Annotated in this window: 17 protein-coding genes; 13 read left to right on the top strand and 4 right to left on the bottom strand. The window is 66.2% G+C overall.

What is annotated here, in order from left to right; genetic code table 11:
* The first annotated feature begins 175 nt into the window (after positions 1 to 175).
* On the top strand, positions 176 to 1,750 hold the full coding sequence (locus AC5P5M_RS11650; RefSeq protein WP_495205915.1) for an alpha/beta fold hydrolase: 1,575 nt from the start codon (positions 176 to 178) through the stop codon (positions 1,748 to 1,750).
* Here AC5P5M_RS11650 and AC5P5M_RS11645 read toward each other — a convergent pair.
* Positions 1,724 to 3,955, bottom strand: a complete 2,232-nt coding sequence (locus tag AC5P5M_RS11645; RefSeq protein WP_495205914.1) for an ATP-binding protein — start codon at positions 3,953 to 3,955, stop codon at positions 1,724 to 1,726. The genes AC5P5M_RS11650 and AC5P5M_RS11645 overlap by 27 nt on opposite strands.
* 312 nt (positions 3,956 to 4,267) lie before the next feature.
* The gene (locus AC5P5M_RS11640) at positions 4,268 to 4,573 is read right to left on the bottom strand and encodes a hypothetical protein (RefSeq protein WP_154582308.1); all 306 of its coding nucleotides are present in this window, start codon (positions 4,571 to 4,573) and stop codon (positions 4,268 to 4,270) included.
* A gap of 284 nt (positions 4,574 to 4,857) precedes the next feature.
* Between AC5P5M_RS11640 and AC5P5M_RS11635 the strand changes: the two genes are divergently transcribed.
* The 12 genes from AC5P5M_RS11635 to AC5P5M_RS11580 all read left to right on the top strand — a co-directional run bounded on the left by AC5P5M_RS11635 (position 4,858) and on the right by AC5P5M_RS11580 (position 17,527).
* Complete coding sequence (locus AC5P5M_RS11635) at positions 4,858 to 5,373, top strand: hypothetical protein (RefSeq protein WP_461288277.1); 516 nt, start codon at positions 4,858 to 4,860, stop codon at positions 5,371 to 5,373.
* 172 nt (positions 5,374 to 5,545) lie between these two features.
* The gene (locus tag AC5P5M_RS11630; RefSeq protein WP_495205913.1) at positions 5,546 to 6,289 is read left to right on the top strand and encodes a CS1 fimbrial subunit B flags: Precursor; all 744 of its coding nucleotides are present in this window, start codon (positions 5,546 to 5,548) and stop codon (positions 6,287 to 6,289) included.
* Between the two features lie 68 nt (positions 6,290 to 6,357).
* Positions 6,358 to 6,855, top strand: a complete 498-nt coding sequence (locus AC5P5M_RS11625) for a CS1 type fimbrial major subunit (RefSeq protein ID WP_277380704.1) — start codon at positions 6,358 to 6,360, stop codon at positions 6,853 to 6,855.
* Between the two features lie 83 nt (positions 6,856 to 6,938).
* Positions 6,939 to 9,470 carry a TcfC E-set like domain-containing protein gene (locus tag AC5P5M_RS11620; RefSeq protein ID WP_495205912.1) on the top strand — a complete coding sequence of 844 codons (2,532 nt, stop codon included), beginning with the start codon at positions 6,939 to 6,941 and terminating at the stop codon, positions 9,468 to 9,470.
* A complete protein-coding gene (locus AC5P5M_RS11615) occupies positions 9,467 to 10,690 on the top strand; it encodes a hypothetical protein (protein ID WP_279941454.1) in 1,224 nt (407 codons plus the stop codon). Before AC5P5M_RS11620 ends, AC5P5M_RS11615 begins: the two co-directional genes overlap by 4 nt.
* 81 nt (positions 10,691 to 10,771) lie before the next feature.
* A complete protein-coding gene (locus tag AC5P5M_RS11610) occupies positions 10,772 to 11,368 on the top strand; it encodes an NADPH-dependent FMN reductase (RefSeq protein WP_053515860.1) in 597 nt (198 codons plus the stop codon).
* A gap of 11 nt (positions 11,369 to 11,379) precedes the next feature.
* Complete coding sequence (locus AC5P5M_RS11605; RefSeq protein ID WP_495205911.1) at positions 11,380 to 12,063, top strand: hypothetical protein; 684 nt, start codon at positions 11,380 to 11,382, stop codon at positions 12,061 to 12,063.
* A gap of 19 nt (positions 12,064 to 12,082) precedes the next feature.
* Complete coding sequence (locus tag AC5P5M_RS11600) at positions 12,083 to 13,033, top strand: DUF2268 domain-containing putative Zn-dependent protease (RefSeq protein WP_053515855.1); 951 nt, start codon at positions 12,083 to 12,085, stop codon at positions 13,031 to 13,033.
* A gap of 90 nt (positions 13,034 to 13,123) precedes the next feature.
* The gene (locus AC5P5M_RS11595) at positions 13,124 to 14,413 is read left to right on the top strand and encodes a serine hydrolase domain-containing protein (protein WP_495205910.1); all 1,290 of its coding nucleotides are present in this window, start codon (positions 13,124 to 13,126) and stop codon (positions 14,411 to 14,413) included.
* A 59-nt stretch (positions 14,414 to 14,472) separates the two neighbouring features.
* Positions 14,473 to 15,513, top strand: coding sequence for an alpha/beta hydrolase (locus AC5P5M_RS11590; RefSeq protein ID WP_495205909.1), 1,041 nt, complete (start codon positions 14,473 to 14,475; stop codon positions 15,511 to 15,513).
* A gap of 32 nt (positions 15,514 to 15,545) precedes the next feature.
* Entirely contained in the window at positions 15,546 to 17,027 is a 1,482-nt protein-coding gene (locus AC5P5M_RS11585; protein ID WP_346480257.1) for an OprO/OprP family phosphate-selective porin, read from the top strand.
* A 77-nt stretch (positions 17,028 to 17,104) separates the two neighbouring features.
* A complete protein-coding gene (locus AC5P5M_RS11580; RefSeq protein ID WP_053515935.1) occupies positions 17,105 to 17,527 on the top strand; it encodes an H-NS histone family protein in 423 nt (140 codons plus the stop codon).
* A gap of 75 nt (positions 17,528 to 17,602) precedes the next feature.
* Here AC5P5M_RS11580 and AC5P5M_RS11575 read toward each other — a convergent pair whose 3' ends face one another.
* The gene (locus AC5P5M_RS11575) at positions 17,603 to 17,980 is read right to left on the bottom strand and encodes an EF-hand domain-containing protein (protein ID WP_053515849.1); all 378 of its coding nucleotides are present in this window, start codon (positions 17,978 to 17,980) and stop codon (positions 17,603 to 17,605) included.
* Between the two features lie 33 nt (positions 17,981 to 18,013).
* Positions 18,014 to 18,394: a BA14K family protein gene (locus AC5P5M_RS11570; RefSeq protein ID WP_053515847.1), complete on the bottom strand. Its 381-nt coding sequence runs from the start codon at positions 18,392 to 18,394 to the stop codon at positions 18,014 to 18,016.
* Positions 18,395 to 18,434: the final 40 nt, after the last annotated feature.

The following is an 18,434-nucleotide window of genomic DNA, read 5'->3' as shown; positions in this document are numbered from 1 at the left end:
ACGGGCAGGGAGCTGTCTGTATGCCTGCATCGGCACGCTCGAGCCTAGCACGCCGCATTCATGTTCAAGCCCGGCGAGACGGGGCGTTGCCGCCATGTTGCGTCGCAAGGTGTCTCCCACCATTCGCACTGGTACGGTCCGGCTCGTCGCACTGCAGCGACGGGGAGAAACGACGATGCGCAAGATGCTGCTGCTGTTGATCCTGTTGACCGGCCTGTCACCTGCCGCCTGGGCGGTGACCGTCACCACCACCCATCAGACGATACCCAGCTGGGACGGAACACCGCTCGGGGTATTCGTCATCCAGCCGCAGGGGCAGGGCGAGGGACGCCTTCCGCTGCTGGTCATGCCCAGCAGTTGGGCCGTTCCCAGCGTGGAATATGTCGGCGTCGCGCAGGTGCTGGCCCAGCGTGGCTATATCGTGCTCAGCTACAGTTCGCGCGGATTCTGGGAGTCGGGTGGGTCGATCGACATCGCCGGACCCGCCACCGTCGAAGATGTCAGCGCGCTGATCGACTGGGCGCTGGACAACACCCGGGCCGATCCCGCCCGCATCGGTGTGTCCGGCATCTCCTACGGCGCCGGCACCAGTCTGCTGGCGGCGGCGCGTGATCCGCGCATCAAGGCGGTGGCCGCACTGAGCGGCTGGGCCGACCTGCAGGCGGCGCTGTACAGCAACAACACGCCCAGCGCGCAGGGCATTGCCCTGCTGGTGGCCGCCGGCCTGGCCACCGGCCGTCCCGGTGAGGAGCTGGCCACGATCAACCGCAGGGTGGTGACCGGCAACTTCCAGGACGCGGTCGAATCGCTGCTGCCGGTTGCGGCACTGCGCAGCCCATCGGCCAGCGTGGCGGAGATCAACGCCAACCGCCCCGCCATCTTCCTGGCCAATGCCTTCAACGACAGCCTGTTCCCGCCCGGCCAGCTGGTGGACTTCTTCAATGCGTTGACTGGCCCCAAGCAGCTGCAGCTGCGTCATGGCGATCATGCCCTCAACGAGGCGCTGGGTGCGCTGGGGGTGCCGAATGAGGTCTACGCCTCGGTGGGGGACTGGTTCGATCACTACCTCAAGGGCGTGGCGAACGGCATCGACCGTGCCCCGGCCGTGCAGCTGAAGTCGCAGAAGGGCAGCTGGAACACCTATGCAGACTGGCAGGCGACCCGTGCCGGGGCGACCCAGTACGCGCTGACCGCGCCGGGCGGACTGCTGCTTCCCACGGGCGGCCTGGTCGAGAACGGGCGCAGCAGCGGCTGGAGTTACCGCATCGGCAGTGGCCTGCCGACCGCCGCCAACTCCGGTGTCGCGATGGTGTCCGGCTCCCTGCAGATGATCAACGTTGCGCCTGGCGCCTACGTGCCCTTCATCGGCCGCAATGCCGCCGGCGTCTGGCAGAGCCCGGTCTACTGGAGCGCCCGTCGCCTGGACGGCATGCCGGAAGTGCGCGTCACCGTCACCCCCAGCCGGGCCGACACCACGCTCTATGCGTATCTGTTCGTCGAGGACGTCCTCGGCAACGGGCAGCTGATCAGCCACAAGCCGTACACCCTGCGCAGCGCGACCCCAGGGCAGGCCAGCACGCTCGATCTGCGTCTTGAAGCGAGCAGCTGGAACATCCCGGCCGGAAGCCGGCTGACCCTGGTGATCGACACCGTGGACCTGCGCTATGCCGGCGTCAGCCAGCTGGGCGGAACGGTCACCTTCAGTTCCCCGGCCAACGCACCTTCAGTCCTGCGGGTGCCCCTGCACTGAGGCGATGCCGCGTTCCTCGACGGGGACGCGGCCGCGTGCGGTGGAGGAAGCGCACGGCGCCGCTGCCAGCGGCGCCTGCTGCATCCGCGTGCCATGCGCCGCATACCATCGCAGGTCTTCGATGAGGCGGGCGATGTCACTGGCCGACGCCGGGTCTGCCGTGCGTTGGCGCAGTGCCGGCATCAGGGCCCGCGCGATGGCTTCGATGCCACGCTCGCCAGCGATGGCCGCGCTGCCGCAGATGCGGTGGGCCATGTCGCTGGCCTTGCCCCAGACGCCCGCCTCGACCGCGACCTGGAGATCCTGCAGGTCGCTGTCATACGATTCCCAGAAGATCTCCAGCATTCCGCGTGCGATCTCGTCCCCCGGTCCGCGGCCCAGCCAGGCCCTGAGCTGGAAGGTGGAGAGAGGTTTGGTCACGACGTGATCGAACCCCGCCTCGGCGCACTCCTTCGCATGTTCAACGCCCTCCATCGCTGAGATCGCCAGGATGCTGGCACGTCCTTGCCGCCGCGAGTGCTCAATCGCGCGGATCCGCCGGCACAGTGCGTAGCCATCCATGTCGGGCAGGTTGCAGTCCAGCAGGATCGAGCCGAACTGAGGAGCCGTCCGGATTACGCGCAGGGCATGCGCAGCATCCGTCGCCAAGGTCACCGACAGCCCCATCGCCTCGATCTGCGCCTTGAACATCCGTGCACTGTAGATATGGTCCTCCACGATCAGTACCGATGGATTCCCGTGCGTGGCGGTCGCCTGCTGTTGGAGTGCGAGCGTGGGAGCGGAAGGTTCGCAGGCTCGCGCGTGACGTGCGGGAAGCACGACGTGGAAGCGACTGCCTTTTCCGGGGCTGCTCTCCACCTGGATGGAACCCCCCAGCCGCTGCGTGATGCGCGAGCAGATGGACAGGCCCAGGCCAGCACCGCCCAGGGCGCGTCCCTGCTGGCTCTGCCAGTAGTCGGAGAACAAGGCGTCGCGCTCCTCGGGACTCATGCCGATACCGCTGTCGATGACCTCGATGTTCAGCGTGCAGCGCCCGGACGTGCCGGCCTCCACCCACAGGCGTACACGTACGTCACCGTTGCGTGTGAACTTGATCGCGTTGGACAACAGGTTGACGACCAACTGCCGCACCACGATGGGATCGATCCACAGATCGCCCGGCTCGCCACAGGGCAGTTCCACATGGCATGTCACGTTGCGCTCGCGCGCCTGCGGGCGGAACGCGCGCACCGACTCCTCGAGCAGGGGGCGCAGCGCGACGCGCGTTGGCTCCGCTGCGCGGCTGCCTCCTTCAAATCGCGAGTACTCCAATGCGTTGTTCAGCAGAAGACTGAGGCTGGAGGCACTGGCCAGGGCTGCATCGAGGGCCTCTTCCTGCTCCGGAAGCACGGGTCCCTTGCCGAGCAGGTCGGTTGCCGAAAGCAGCGCATTGGCCGAATTGCGGATTTCATGGCTGACCACGGCCAGCATCCTTGCCTTCTCCTGCGCGGCGCGTTTGGCCAGATCCAGTGATCGCTTCATCTGGTAGGCCGCGAACGCCAGCGCCAGCAGGACGAGGGTGGCGGAAATCGCTTCCGTCCGGTAGTACAGCAGGATTGCGCCGACCGAGGGCGGCGTGCGGTACACCGTCTCGAGCCAGCCATCGATCACATCCCGGTGATGGGCGACCGAAAGCGCGCGGAGTCCGCTGTCGATGGTGTCCAGCAGCGCCTTGTCCTCGCGCCTGACCACCGCACGCACCACGATCGGCAGCTCCGCGACCGCACCGGACGCGACCAGCGTATGCTGGAAGTATCGGCGGATCACCGGGTTGTACAGCGCATCGGTTCCCAGCGCCGCATCCGCCGCTCCCGACTCGACCGCACCGAGGATCTGCGGCACTCCCGTGAACTCCAGCACCTTGATATCCGGATGATGGCGCCGGATCCAGTCGACGTACTGGCTGCCCTCGCGTACGGCGACCACGTGGCCGGCCAGCGCGCCAAGCGTAGCGAAACCGGGCCCCGCCGCGCGCGAGAACAGCAGTGTCCTGCCCTCGAAGTAGGGTGGCGACACCAGGAAGCGGTCATCCTGCGGAAGATCCAGGTCCATGACCGAAGGCACCAGATCCACCTTGCCCGACTGAAGCTGACGGTAGGCCTCCGTGGGCGATCCGGTGGGTACGAACTGGAAGCGGACGCCCGCGAGCCCGGCGATGTGCATCATGTAGCGATAGGCGGAAGCACCTTTCCCGGTGGCGAAGCCAACCGCACGCCCTCCGTCCAACTGCGGATCGGCGGCCACACGGATGATGCGCGCCTGCGTAGCCGGAGTGCTTGCACGGTTCGCTGCACTGGATGTCGAGCAGCAGCGGTGGTTCCTTGATTCGTTGAACGGCTACATGTACGCGTCCGCGCCGCAGCGGAGGCAGCTGCGCAGCACGTGGGAGAACCATCGTCACGACGAGGTGGGCGGTCGCAGCGCCGTGCCCCGGCAGGCCTAGGCGGCCACGCGTGTGGAGTGGGGCGCCCGCATACATCATCGCTGTTCCGTGACGCCCACGATCTGCACCGATTCCCGATACAGTGCAGCAACGCCGGACCTCGCCGCGCTTGCCTGCTCCAGTAGTGTCTCTTCCACGGGCAGAAGCCCGGAGCGACATGCCTGCACCACGTCCTTGCACTCCATCATCATCCACTTCGTCTGACTGTCGTCCATCACGATTCTCGACAGCACGCGCGAGGCTTTGCGCAGTGCGATCTCCCGCGATGTCGCATGGGCACAGACGTAGGCGTAGAGCGGGGGCGCGAGGCCATGGCGATCACGCCGCAGGTCGAACTTCATCAGAAAGCACACACGCATCCGAACACCGCATCTCCGGCCGGGTCAAACGGCGCGCCATCGCGCCGACAGTGCAGCTCCAGCGGGTTTCGCTGCAGTGCAATATGGCAACAGTGCAATCAAGTCCGCGTTCTTTCCATAGAACTTTTATCAATCATTCGTTGCCGAGCTGGCCGGACAGGGCGATCCGCGCTGAACTTCGGAGTTGTTCGATTGAGTGCTCCAGCCGGCGGACATAGCATGGACGGCGCGCCGGCGCAGGAAGCGGCGAGGGGGCTGTTACCTACATGGACCATGTCGAGGGGGTCAAGACGATGTTCGCAGCGGGAGCCGGAGTACTGTCGGATCTGCGTCACTGCCAGTGCCGGGACTCCGCAACGATGCCCCATGATGAAGGTGCCATCCTGGGGCCGTCATCTGCATCGGAAGAGGCAGGCGTGCGCAGCCACATTGCCTTCCTGTGCCGATTCCCCGATCGCGATGTGCCGGTGATTACCAGCCGGTTCATGGGCCGGTCACTGACGGTGAGCATCGGGCTGGAGCCCCGTGGCGTCGGTCACGCAGGAAGGCAGGCCACCGGGGCAGAGCAGCGTGCGCTGCGCAGCGCGTGCGGCCGCGGTCGCATCCATACCGTTGCCATATCCACACGCACCGCCGCTCCGATCACCCTGCACGGCATGTTCCGTTCGGTGCCCGATGGCGAAGGCGTGATGATCCTGTGCGCCGACGATGCGGTCCGCCAGCATGTGATCGCTCTGATGGGCCTGTCGAACCACTGTTCCAATTGCGGCGCGACCCGCTGATTCCCTGTTACAGCGTGCGCAGTACACGAAGCTGAGCCGTTCATCCGCGCGGCCCGGGGTTTCGAATTATTCGGAATAGTTGCATACCCAGGCAGAGTATCCGTCCCTATCGTAGCGCCCTTCGATGAAGAGGGTGTCGGCAACGCCGCACCCCGACCTCAAGGAAGCTCCGATGAAACGCCTCATTCTGCTGGGCGCAGCCTTGCTGTTGCCCACGTTCGCCAGCGCCGAAATGCCGTCGATCCACGTCGGCGCCATGTACGAGTACCTGTTGCCCGACCAGGGCGCATTGCTGAAGCGTGTCCGCAACAGCGGTGACGCCACGGCATTCGTGCGTGTGCAGGTCACCGAGGTGCGCTACACGGAGGACAACACGCCTTACGAGGTCGATGTGGAGCCGGGTGTGTATGGCGGTGGTGGCAATGCTCTGATTGCCAGCCCTTCGCGCCTCATCGTTCCGCGCCAAGGGCAGCAGGCCACGCGGCTGCTCTTCCACGGCAATCGTGACAAGGAGCGCTATTACCGCGTCCGCTTCGTGCCTGTGCTGCCGAAGAAGGAGGACGAGTTCGCACTGACCGAGGCGCAGTCCGAGGACTATCGCCGTTCCATCGCGGCCGGCGTCAACGTGCTCACCGGCTACGGCGTCTTCGTCATCGTGCATCCGGAAGCGCCGTCGTCCGATCTGCGCACTGATCGCCAGGCCGACCGCACCGTGGTGCACAACGCGGGCAACAGCACCGTGGTGCTCGACAACGTGCGCCAGTGCAGCACTGGCACGCAGCCCGGGCAATGCGGCGCGTCGCGCAGGGTGCATCTGTTGCCCGGACGCAGCGAGGCATCCGCACATCTGCCTGGCCAAGACCATCGCTTTGAAATCGTCGAGGGGAAATCCCGCAAATCCGTCCTGCTCGACTAGCAGCTTCCTCTGAAGCTGCGCCCACCGCCGCACACGTCGGCATTTTCCAACCCTGGAGCAATATTGCAATGAACCTGAAGTCCATCACCGTGGCCGCCCTGGCCGCCCTTGCCCTGTCGCCGGCCGTCGCCTTCGCCGATCCGGAGCAGTTCCCGCTGCAGATCAACGTCACGGCCACCGTGCCGTCGCCGACCGGCCTGCAGATTTCCCCCGTGGGTGACTGGGCCGGCGAAACCCAGGACCTGCCGTGGAACATGACCACGCAGCGTCTGGAGCCGGTGCAGAAGCAGATCGACATGAAGAGCGGCCTGGGCGCGATCACTGCGCACCTTGCCTACGACGCCAAGCTGGCGGCAGACGCCGGTGAAATGCCGATGACGGTTTCCGTGGCCGGCAAGACCCTGGACGTGGGCCCGGCCGCCGCCGTTGAAGTCGCGACTGAAGTCGAGGCTGCGGCTGGCAAGCGTGCCCTCGTGTCCATCGCAGCGGCGCCGGCCGGCGGCGACTACCTGCAGGGCAACTACAGCGGCACCGTTTCGATGATGTTCGAAAGCCGTTCGCCGTAAGCACAGTCCTGTGCAGACCGGGCGCGCCCGCTCCCCCCGGGAGAGCGGGCGCGCCCCTCAGTCTTACTCAACAAGAGAACATCATGTCTCCGCGCACCCTCCCTCTCGCCATTACCCTCGCGCTGTTCTGCACCGCGCCTGCCGTGCTGGCTGCCGAGGGCGCGCTGGACACACTGAATCTGCTGGAGCAGTCCGATGCCCTGCCGGATGACTTCCGCGATCACTTCTTCGATGTGCCGCTGGTGGTCCGGGTAGAACGGGACGGCGAGTACCTGGGTGACGCGCGCGCCGTGCTTACCCGCGACAACGCGGTGTCGTTGCTGGAGTTCACCGACGCGCACGGCAGCACCCAGCCCGAGAGCGAGCGCGAGCGTTGGCTGGCCGTGCTGGCCTCCCCTCATGCCCTCGGCCCGTGCACGAGGCCGTGCCGCGATGGGCTCGCCGGCCTGCACTACAGCCTCGAGAGCTCCCTGCTTTCGATCGCCTCCGAAGCGGCCGGCCAGGCGTTGGCGGTGCAGCGCCACCTGTCGCTGCCTGATTCCGGCAGCAGTGGCCTGATCCTGCGCCACCAGTTGAATGCCTACGGCGGAGAGGGCCAGCGGGCTGCCGGTCGCTACGCGCTCGCCGCACAGGGCAGCGTCGGCAACTGGACGCTGGACGCCAGCTACCAGGCGGACCGCAGCGGCGAGGATGATCGTCGCGTCCGCCATGTCCTGCAGTCACTGCACGCGCAGCGTGAGTTCAAGGACCATTTCCTGCGTGCAGGATGGTTCCTCCCGAATTTCGACGGCGTTACACGGCAGCCCCGTGGCGCCGGACGCACCCGTTTCACCACCTTCGGGGTGATGGCCGGTTCGTCCGATACGCTGCTGGTGGACAGTCGTTCGCCCAGCCTGTACCCGGTATACGTGACTGCCAACCGCGAGGGCAGCGTCGAGGTCTACCGTGACGGTAGCCTGATCCTGACCCAGGCGGTCCGTCCGGGGCTGCAGCAGGTGGAGACGCGACGTCTGCCTGGCGGCATCTATGAAGTGGAACTGCGTGTGATCGAGGACGGACGCGAGACGTCACGGACAACGTCCATCATCCACAAACCCACCCAGTGGCGCGATCCCAGCCGGCGTTGGCGCTACAGTGCCTTTGCCGGCGTGCAGGACAGCCTGCTGGACAGCTTCGATGATCCCGGCGCGGGCCGGCCTGCCGTGGGCGGCGTGGTCAACTATCTTGCGCATCCGCGTGCGGTGCTCGGTGTTGCCGTGCAATCCATCGGGAACGATCGCTCGCTTGCCGGTTCAGTCGACTGGCAGGTCAATGACTGGGCCAATGTCTACACGAACGCCTATACTTCCAACCGGACCGGAAAGGGCGTGGACCTGCAGGGCCTGCTGCGCTACCGCAATGGCAGCGTGGTCGCCTCGCATACGCGGAGCTGGCAGGTGCAGGGCGACCTCATCGAGCCTCCGCCGTTTCCCGGGTACACCAGCGCGCCCGTGCGCGAGGGCTGGTTGCGCACCTCGGCAGTCGGGGTCAATCACGGGTTCGGCCGGCATGGCCAGCTCTCGGCCCGGATCTCACACAGCCAGGGCATCAGCCGCGGCACCGGCTTCGACCTTTCATTCAGCCGTCGGCAGACGCTGTTCGGCAGTGACGCCAACTGGCGGGCTTCGGTCTTCGATCGCCCCGGCAGCATCAGCTCGGGCCTGCGACGCAATCGTGGCGTGGAGTTCACCTTGAACATCGCGCTCGGCCAGGATGGGCGGCGCTACAGTGGCAGCCTTGGCTCACGTACCGGGGCCCGGGGAGGACGTGACGTCTACGCCAGTGCAGGCGTGCAACAGAGCTTCGCAGACAGCATCGTGCACAGTATCGCCGGGCAGGTCACCGTGGACAGCACCGGCATCGGCCTGGGCGGCAACGCCCACTTCGAGTCGGCTGCACTGCGCGGGGATCTCCATCTGCAGCGCTCTTCGCTGGACGGTGGTGTGAGCGGGGGCGTCAATCTGGAGAGCACGCTTGCCGTGGGCGGAGGCTCCCTGGCGATTGCAGGCGACGGCCAGGCCAGCATGGTTGACACCGGCATGATCATCGATGTGCGTTCGGACCTGGCCGGCGCCACGATCCGCGCGCACGACAGCCGTGGCGGCTCCCACATCCTGCGCCCCGGCCGCAATCTGCTGCCGGTGTCCGCCTACAGGCCCGGGTCGATCCAGCTCGACTTCGATGATCACCATGCGCCTGCCGCCGCGATCCAGCCGTCGGTGTTGCCCTATCACCTCAACAAGGGTGGCATCGCCTACAACCAGGTGGATGTCGTCAGAACGATCACCGTGCTGGGCCATCTGCAGGACTCGCAGGGGCGGCCGTTGGCCGGTGCGCACGTGATCAATCATGCCGGGCGCAGTGTCGCCGAGGCCGATGGCTTCTTCGCCCTGGAGATGAACAGCCGGATGCCGACGCTGGTGGTGCGTCATCCGGACATCAGCGCATGCAGTTTCGAGCTGGATGGCCGCACAACCCGCCCGCGTGGGGAGATGTGGATGGCCGGCATCCTCAGATGTCCACCTTCGGCCTTGGCCGCACAGGCTGCGGCCGGCCATGCTGGAGAAGCGCCATGATGTTCCTTGCGCACTACCGCCTTCTTCGCCGACTTGCCCTTGGCATGCTGATGCTGCTGCCCGCGCTGGCCGCGCAGGCGGGCGACGTGTACATCACGGCCGAGTTCAAGCCGGACCTGGCAAACCCCAACCAACGGGGATTCGTCAATACCACGCCGTGGAGCGGGGTCTGTGCCAATGCGCATATGGCGACCTGCATCGCCAACAACTGGTGGAGCATCGATACGACCGTCCGTGGCAGCAAGGAGGTGATCCGCAATGCGGACTACGGCCCGGATGGCTTTTATATCGCGATGCCGGCACCGCGCACCGTGACCGTCACGTCCGAGGATGGCGCCAGCAGCTTCGACCTTACCCTGCGGGTGATCGGGGCGGCGATGCGGTTCACCGACGAGGACAGGGACGGGGCGTCGAGCGGGTTCTACTCCAGCGGCGGACCGAACAACTGCTCGTATGGGGTGACAGGATCAAGTGCCTATACTGTCATGCGCATGCTCCTGCGCCGCGACGATGGACAGGGCGCCGTCGCCTGCGGCCTGCACTGGGTGAACACCAACAACTATGCCATTCCAGCACTGGATTTCGTCTATGCGCTGGAAACCCCGGCGCCGCTGGAGATGCGCAGTGGCATCTACACCGGTTCGACCCGCTTCTCGTTCGGGGGAACCGGGCAGGGCAGTGACTTCGACCTCGGGCACCGGGTATCCCTGTCCGACAGCCTGGTGAACGTGCATTTCCGCCTGGAGGTGCGCCATGCGTTCCGGTTGGATGTGGCCCCCGGCATGGATCACGCGGTGCTGGCGCCCAAAGGCGGGTGGAGCCAGTGGACCGACCATGGCATCGCACCGGCGCGGCTGCAGCAGGAAGTTCCGTTCCACATCAGCAGTTCCGGCCAGTTCAGTGTCTCGATGCAGTGCGAGCACCTGCAGGCAGACGGGCGCTGCGGGATCCGCAATACGAGCGTTGATGCCGATGACGTTCCGTTGGATGTCAGCCTGACATTGCCAGGTTTTCGTGATCGCGCGAGCGGCCGCCAGGTGGTGGATCTGCCGCTGCGGGTGAACCAGCCTCCGCCTGTATTCACCGCCGATGCCGTCATCATCGGGCGTTCGTCGACGCTTCGGTTCGCCGTGAACGGCGAGCCGGTACGGAAGATGCTGGATCACCCGGGCACCACGTATCAGGGCAGCGTCACCGTGGTGTTCGACGCAGATCCATAGCGCTGCGACGTGTGGTGTCTGGCATGATCGGCAGAGCATTCGGACGAGTGCTCTCCATCCGGTCCTTCCTGGGAACCTCTGATGCCTGACAATTTCGCCCCCCTACGCGTACTCGCTTTCGCCGGCAGCCTGCGCCGGAACAGTTACAACCGGCACCTGATCGACGCTGCAACAGGCTCGGCGCCGGCCGGCCTGTCGCTGACCGTCCATGACAGCATCGCTGACATTCCGCTGTTCAACGAGGACCTGGAAGCAGACGCTGCGGGTGGTCCGGACGGCGTGATGCGCCTGCGTGCTGCGGTTGCTGCGGCCGACGGCGTGCTGATCGCCACGCCCGAATACAACCAGTCCCTGCCGGGCGTGTTGAAGAACACCCTGGACTGGCTGTCGCGCAACGATGCCGCGCTGGGTGAGGTGCTGTCCGGCAAGCCGGTCGCCATCATGGGCGCCACCCCGGGGCGGTGGGGCACACGGCTGGCGCAATCGCAGCTGCGCCACGCGCTGGCCGCGATGGGGGCACTCGTCATGACCTCGCCGCAGCTGTACATTGCCGAGGCGGCATCGGCACTCGACACCGCAACGAATGACTTCGATGACGCCACCCGCAAGCGGTTGCACCGCTTCCTGGAGGGGTTCCAGAGCTGGATTCACCAGTTGCGCGGGGAGCGCACGCCATGAACCACACTCGCATGAAACCGATTGGATGCCTTGCCCTTGCACTGGCCGCGATGCTGACCGGCAATGCCTGGGCCGAGTCAGACGAGAGCACCAAGCGCCCGTCGGCCGAGCAGTTGCAGCGGCTGATTGTCGACCGCTCGCCGCAGACTCGCGTCGAACGTCCTGACAGCGAGCGGATCACAGCCCGCCGCATCGACATCGTGGATGACAAGGGCGTGATCCGCATGACGCTGTCGGGGCAGACGCCGGCACCGATCATCGATGGCATCCAGTACAAGCGCGCGTTCAACGTCGCGGGCATGGTGCTGTACGACGACAAGGGCAGTGAGCGCGGCGGGTTCGGCACCGCTGACATCGAGGGCGGGATGGCCGTGCTGGCGCTGGATCACCCGGCCATGGATGCGATCGGCTGGCGGGTATCGCCCGATGGCGAGGTCCGCTTCTCGATCAACCAGGCACCGCCGCCGATCCGCGATGCCGCACTGGGCAACAAGCTGGTACCGGGGGTGCAGGTTCCGACGCGTATCCAGATGGTGGTGGGCGCCGACGGCACGCCGGCCATCGCCTTGAATGACAAGCAGGACCGGACCCGCTTGCGCCTGACCGTCACTGCCGATGGCCATGGTGCCATCGAGTTCCTCGATGCACAGGGCAGGGTGGTGCATACGCTGGCCCCGGAAGCCGGTGCGCAGTAGACGCCGGACGCGGCGGTCGATGGCATCGGTCATCTGCAGATGGATCGCCGGTGGGCTGGCAATAGCCTCGCTGGCGACAGCCGCACAGGCGGAGACTCGGGCGCGCGCGCCCATCGTGCGAACCGATGATGTGACACGCTTCTTCGCGGTGATGGACGCCAGCGGTGGCAGGCCGGATGCATTGTTGCTGCAGCGCCGCTATCTGGAGCCGGGCAGCGATGCGCTGCATCAGTTCAGCGAACTGCGTATCGGCTCGATGCAGCGGCTTGCCGATGCAATCCAGCAGAAGCCGGCGCTGTATGTGAAGGCGCGCACGTGTGCTGCGGCACTGCCGGGCATCCGCAGCGGAGTGGCCCGTGCGCTGCGGAATCTCGGCGAGATCGTGCCGTCGGCCCGTTTTCCTCCGGTCACCCTCCTCGTCGGACGGGGCACCACCGGTGGCGTTACCACGCCGGACGGCGTGGTGATCGGCCTGGAGACACTCTGCAATGCGGACTGGATGCAGGCCGATGTGACGGAACGCTTCGTGCACCTGATTGCGCACGAGTATGTGCACGTGCAACAGCACGGCGCCGCTGTTGAAGTACCGGCGCCTACGCTGCTGTACCAGACGCTGCTGGAGGGCGGTGCAGAGTATGTGGGTGAACTGATCTCCGGGCAGCCCGCCAACAGCCATCTGCGGCGCTGGGCCGCAGGGCGCGAATGCGCCCTGGAGCGGGAATTCGTCGCGCAGCGCGACAGCACCGACCTGTCGCGGTGGCTGTACAACGGCCCTGGCGACGACACCCGCCGCGGCGATCTGGGTTACTGGATCGGGCAGCGCATCGCGCGGGCGTACGTCAACCGCGCCGACGACAGGCAGAAGGCCATCGCCGAGCTGCTGGATGTAAGGCCCGAAACCGCAGAGGCGCTGTTCAGCGCCAGTGGTTGGACGCCGGCGTGCGTTCCCGGCAGTACCGCGGCGCGGTAGGCACGTCGTGCTGAAGCCATGACTTCAGGCACTGCAGGCGATCTGCCTCCATCGCCACTCTGACCGCATGTCCCAGGAAGGAGCATTGCCTTGTCTGCCGTCCGACACGTGGCGTCCGTATTGCTGGCGTTCGCGCTGTACTGTCCTTTCGCCGAGGCCAGGCAGTCGCCTGCCGATGTGCTGGCGGATATCGAGCGTAACGGGCGTGCTGCCCATTCCGACGCTGTGCTGATCCAGAAGGACGGTGTTCCACTGCTGGATGTGGCCTCGACCAGCGAGCCGATTCACCTCATGTCGGCCACCAAGTCGATCATGGCGCTGGCGATCGGCCTGCTGCTCGATGACGGGAAGCTTGCGTCGCTGGACGAACCGGTCAGTGCGATCTATCCGGAATGGCGCCAGGGCCAGAAGCGGGACATCACGGTAAGGATGTTGCTGGAGCATACCTCCGGCCTGCAGAACGTTCCCAACGCGGGGGTCGAGCTGGAATCTGCGCCGGATCTCGTGCAGCTCGCGCTCGCAGCGGAAATCACGTCCGTGCCCGGCAGCGCGTTCTCCTACAACAACAAGGCCACCAATCTTCTGCCGGGCATCATTGCCCGCCTGGCCGGCCAGCCCGTGGATGCCTATCTGGAGGCGCGCCTTTTCAGGCCCCTGGGGATCACGCGCTACGACTGGATGAAGGATGAAGCGGGCACGCCCTTGGGCATGGCCGGGCTCTCCCTGTCAGCCCGGGACCTGGCCGCCATTGGTCAGCTGATGCTCGATGGCGGCGTGGCCAAGGACGGAACGCGCCTGATGAGCGAACACGCGATCTCCTTGATGACCGTCGAGAGTACGCAGTCTGCGGACGTCGGATTACTGTGGTGGCGGCTGCCGGAATGGGAGCGATACACGCTGCGGAAGGATGCGCAGCGCACGCTCCGGGAGCGCGGCGTATCTGACCGGCTTCAGCATGCGCTGCTGGCGGCGGAAGGCAGTACCTTTGCCAGCAAGTCGGCGCTGATGGCGCATCTCAGCCAGCAGCTGGGCGACGATTGGCAGCCGTTGTACGCCACCGAGATCACCGGCCGCGGGCTGAAGATCGCCGATCTTTTCCAATCCCAGCGTGGTCCGGTCAGCGCTTACGCCGCCAATGGATATCTTGGCCAGCACCTGGTGGTCGTACCGGAGCAGCGCATCGTCGCGGTCCGGCTGATCCAGCGCAGGGAAAGCCATGCCTTCCCGGTCGACGATTACGCCACGTTTCCAGCGGAGATCATTCGCTTGGCGAAGTCGATGCCTGCGTTGGCTGCGTCCGCCACGGACATCGGCGGGGCACAGCACGATGTTGCAGTGCACACAAAAATGGACGATACAGCTAGTCCCATCCGGCTATAGGCCCCCCGCGCGACTCGACGCACACTTCGTCCCGTGAAGGCCGAAGGGAGGGGCGTGAGATGAGTCTGTACATGGGGAGACTGCGCAGGCTGGCAGTGCTTGTGTTGCTGCTGAATCCCTTGCTTGCGGGTGCGGCGCCGGCGGCATCGTCGGTGCCTGCACCCGAGGTGGTTCCGCTGTGGCCGCAGGACCACTGGCAGCAACGCGCGCGTGGCCCGGAACGGATCGGGATCGAAGGCAGTGCGAAGGGCGCGGTCTCGGGCATCAGCGATGCGCGCATGGAAATCTATCGCCCGCTGAAGCCGAACGGCTCCGCGGTGGTGATCTTCGGCGGTGGCGGCTACTTCCGGATCCAGATCGGCAGCGCCGCCAAGCCGACGGCGCAGTGGCTGCAGTCGCTGGGGGTCACGGCTGCGGTTGTCTACTACCGGCTGCCTGCCGATGGATGGGCACCTGTCTCGCCCTTCCAGGATGGCCAGCGCGCCATGCGGCTGATGCGCGCACAGGCGCCCAGCCTGGGGGTCGATCCGGAGCGCATCGGCGCGTTGGGCTTTTCCGCTGGAGGCAACCTGGCCGGGATCGTCGCCACGCGCTTCGATGCCCCGTTGTATGCGCCGGTAGATGCGGCCGACCAGCTGTCGGCGCGGCCGGATTTCCTCGGCATGATCTATCCGGTCGTTTCAATGCGTGCGCCGCTGGACCAGACCCGGTCGAAGCGGGAGCTGGCGAGCCAGGACGACGCCCAGCAGGCGTATTCGGTCGAAGAACACATCCGCAAGGAAATGCCGCCGGTGTTCCTGGCCCAGGCCGTGGATGACCGCATCGTGGATGTCGGCCACAGCGTGGCGATGTACCAGGCCGCGCATGCAGCGGGTATTCCGGTGGAGCTGCATCTGTTCGAGGCCGGAGGCCACAGCTGGGGGCTGGGCCGGCCCGGCACATTGGTGGCGCAGTGGCCGCGGCTCTTCGCCAACTGGGCACGCAGCCACGGCTACCTCGGGCCAGCGCCTGCGCGGCTGCCCCCGAACGGTGGCCTGGCGATGCCGGCCGCTGCACCTCAGCCCCAGCCTGCGCTGGACGACGATGGCGCGGGCGACTGAGCCGCGCACCGTACTTCATTCGGGAGAACTCCATGAATTCACTGAAGCGTGCCGCGCTCGCCGCGGCTGCCGGCGGCGGCCTGTTGCTGGCGTCACCCTCCGTGCTGGCCGCGGCCAGCGATACCGAAGCCGGGTTGCGTGCACAGGTGCAGGAGCAGGCCAGACAGCTGCGCGAACAGGCAACCCTGCTGCAGCAGCTGAGCGCACGCCTGGCTGCGCTGGAAGGGGGAACGCAGGGCGCTGCCGCAGTGCCCGGCAGCGACGCCAACGTTGACGCGCAGGTAGCCGCCGCAATCGCCGACACCCGGCAGGACGACCTGGCCATTCTGCAGGCACAGGTGGCCCAGCTTGCCGCGACTGGTGGGGGAGGCGATGGCAATGTGCGCTGGCGCAAGGGTGGGCCCGAGCTGCGCAGCAGTGATGGCCAGTTCACTTTCCATCCCCGTGGCCGCGTGCTGGTGGATTTCAGCACCACCCACGGATCCGGATTCGACGCGCGCAACGTCACCGGCACCGATCTGGCCAGCGGCCGCCTGGGTGCAGAGGGACAGATGGGACCGCTGGGCTACAAGATCGATGCGGACTTTGCTGGCAACGAGGTATCACTGAAGGACACCTACCTGTCCTGGGACACGCGGATGGGAGGGCTGCCGACAGAGATCTACGTGGGCAACAAGCTCAAGGACCGTGGCCTCGACGGTGGCACCAGTGGAGTGAACACGCCTTTCATGCAGCGCAATGCCGTGGCCTCGGTGGGCGCCCAGCAGAGCGGGTACTACGGACTGGGCGTCACCACCAAGGTGATCGGCGATGGCTGGCATGCCAGCGTCGCGGTGACCGGCGATGATATCGGCAATGACAGCACGGCCAGCGACACGATTGCGTATCTGCTGCGCGCGCACTGGAACCCGCTGCGTGGCCAGGCCGGCTTCCTGCACCTGGGCGGCTGGTACTGGTACGAGGATCTCGGCCAGGACATCGGCAGCATCAACAAGACCTCGCCGATCGCACTGGGCTGGAACAGCAACGTGCGCGTATCGGCCAGTTCCATCGCCAACGTCACCGACAACCGCGCCTGGGGCCTGGAACTGGGCGGGGTGTACGGCCCGGTGTGGGCCTTTGCCGAACACACCACGCGCACCATCGAGTCGCGCACGGTCGACCCGGTCGACCAGCAGGCCACATCGGTCTACGCAGGTTGGCTGATCACCGGCGAGCGTCCCGGATTCAGCAGCCGATCCGGCGTATGGGGTACCACGCGCGTACTTCGCCCCGTGCAGGAAGGCGGCATCGGCGCCTTCGAGCTGGCGGCCCGCTATGACCGCTACGACTTCCTTGATGCTGCGCGCGGCGGCGAGGGCACGGCATGGACGCTCGGGCTCAACTGGTACCTCAACAACTGGTCACGCCTGATGCTGAACTACGTTCACTGGAAGACCGACAACAAGGTGGGCAATGCCCAGGGGCCGGATTCCGGCAATACTGTCGGCGTACGGGCGCAGGTCTCGTTCTGAGCCCGGTCGGCGATCCGGGTGCGGCACCCGCGGAGCATCCCTTGACAGGTCACGGCGCCCCCACCACGCTGCGTGCCATGCATATCGATATCAAGGCGCTGGACGAGCGGCAGCTGAAGGCACTCATCGCGGCCGCCGAGCGGCGGCTGCAGCTGCTCGCACAGCGACGTTCCGCGGCCGTCGTCAGGCGTGAACTGGTCGCCGCCGCCGCAGAATGCGGTTATTCAATCGAGGAACTGTTCGCCGGCGCCAGCGCGGTGTCCGTGCCTGCGGGCGGCGCTTCCCGCAGGCGCCGGAAGACAGGCAAGGTCGCACCCAAATATCGCGACCCCGAGAACCGGCGGAATACCTGGACCGGTCGCGGGCGCATGCCGCGCTGGCTTGCGGACAAGACCCGGCACGGTCGCAGCGCGACCGATTTCCTGATTCCGGGCCTGGCCAGGCCGACGACGGGCAAGGATGTGGTCATCGGGCGCAGGAGTGTGTTCAAGCAGAAGTGATGGGCGGGCTGCCTCGCGCCCCCGGCGCGGGTCCGGGGCCTGGATCAACGTCCGGCCCCGGACCTGCCACCCGGCCTACTTCACCGGGGCATCGGCTGTCTGTGCCGCCACCATCGCCTGCTGCATTTCAGCCAGTGACAGGTAGCCGTCGCCATTGACGTCCAGTCCCGCGAAATACTTGGCGATCTCGGGCACGATGGCAGCCTCATCCTTGCTGATCCTGCCGTCCTTGTTGCTGTCCATTGCCTTGAAGGCTGCATCGATGGAATCGGCCTGCTTGCTGAAGCGTGCGTTCTGGTACTTCGCGTACTCGAGCTTGTCGACGCGGCCATCGGCGTTGGCGTCCATTGCCGAGAACGTGGAATCGACGTAGGCCTGCCTTGGGTCCTTGCCGGCGGCATGGGCGAGGGCAGGCATCGCACACAGCGCGATCAGAAGTCCGGTCTTCTTCATGAGTCAGTTCTCCCTTGATGAGTGTTGTGTTGATCAGCGGCAGGGGTATGTGTAGCCGTCGCCGCCACGATAGGTATCCGTGCGCCGATCGTAGTTGCCGTAGCGGCTGATGCAGTAATCGGCACGCTCCCGGTTTTCGCGTTCGCGTTTGGCGGCGGCAGCGATCACTCCGGCAACCACCGCAGCGCCCACCGCACCTACCACGATGCCCTTGGCCTTGGCGTCGTCGCGGCGGTCCCGTTCCCGCTCGCGTCGTTCCCGCTCCTCGCGCTCGCGTTGCGCGTAGCCATGGCTCCACTCTCCGCGATAGCCATCACGATGCTGGGCGTGCGCGTCCCCCGCGTACGGAAGCACCACCAGCAGCTGCACGGCTGCACCCAGCAGCAGCGCCATACGTCCTGTCTTCAGAATCATTTCCCGCTCCTGTGCGGCGTTGTTTGATATCGACAGTAGA

The organism is Stenotrophomonas sp. YJH_SMC_106-19 (genome assembly GCF_059368375.1).
This window is presented reverse-complemented; position numbering and strand designations above follow the sequence as displayed.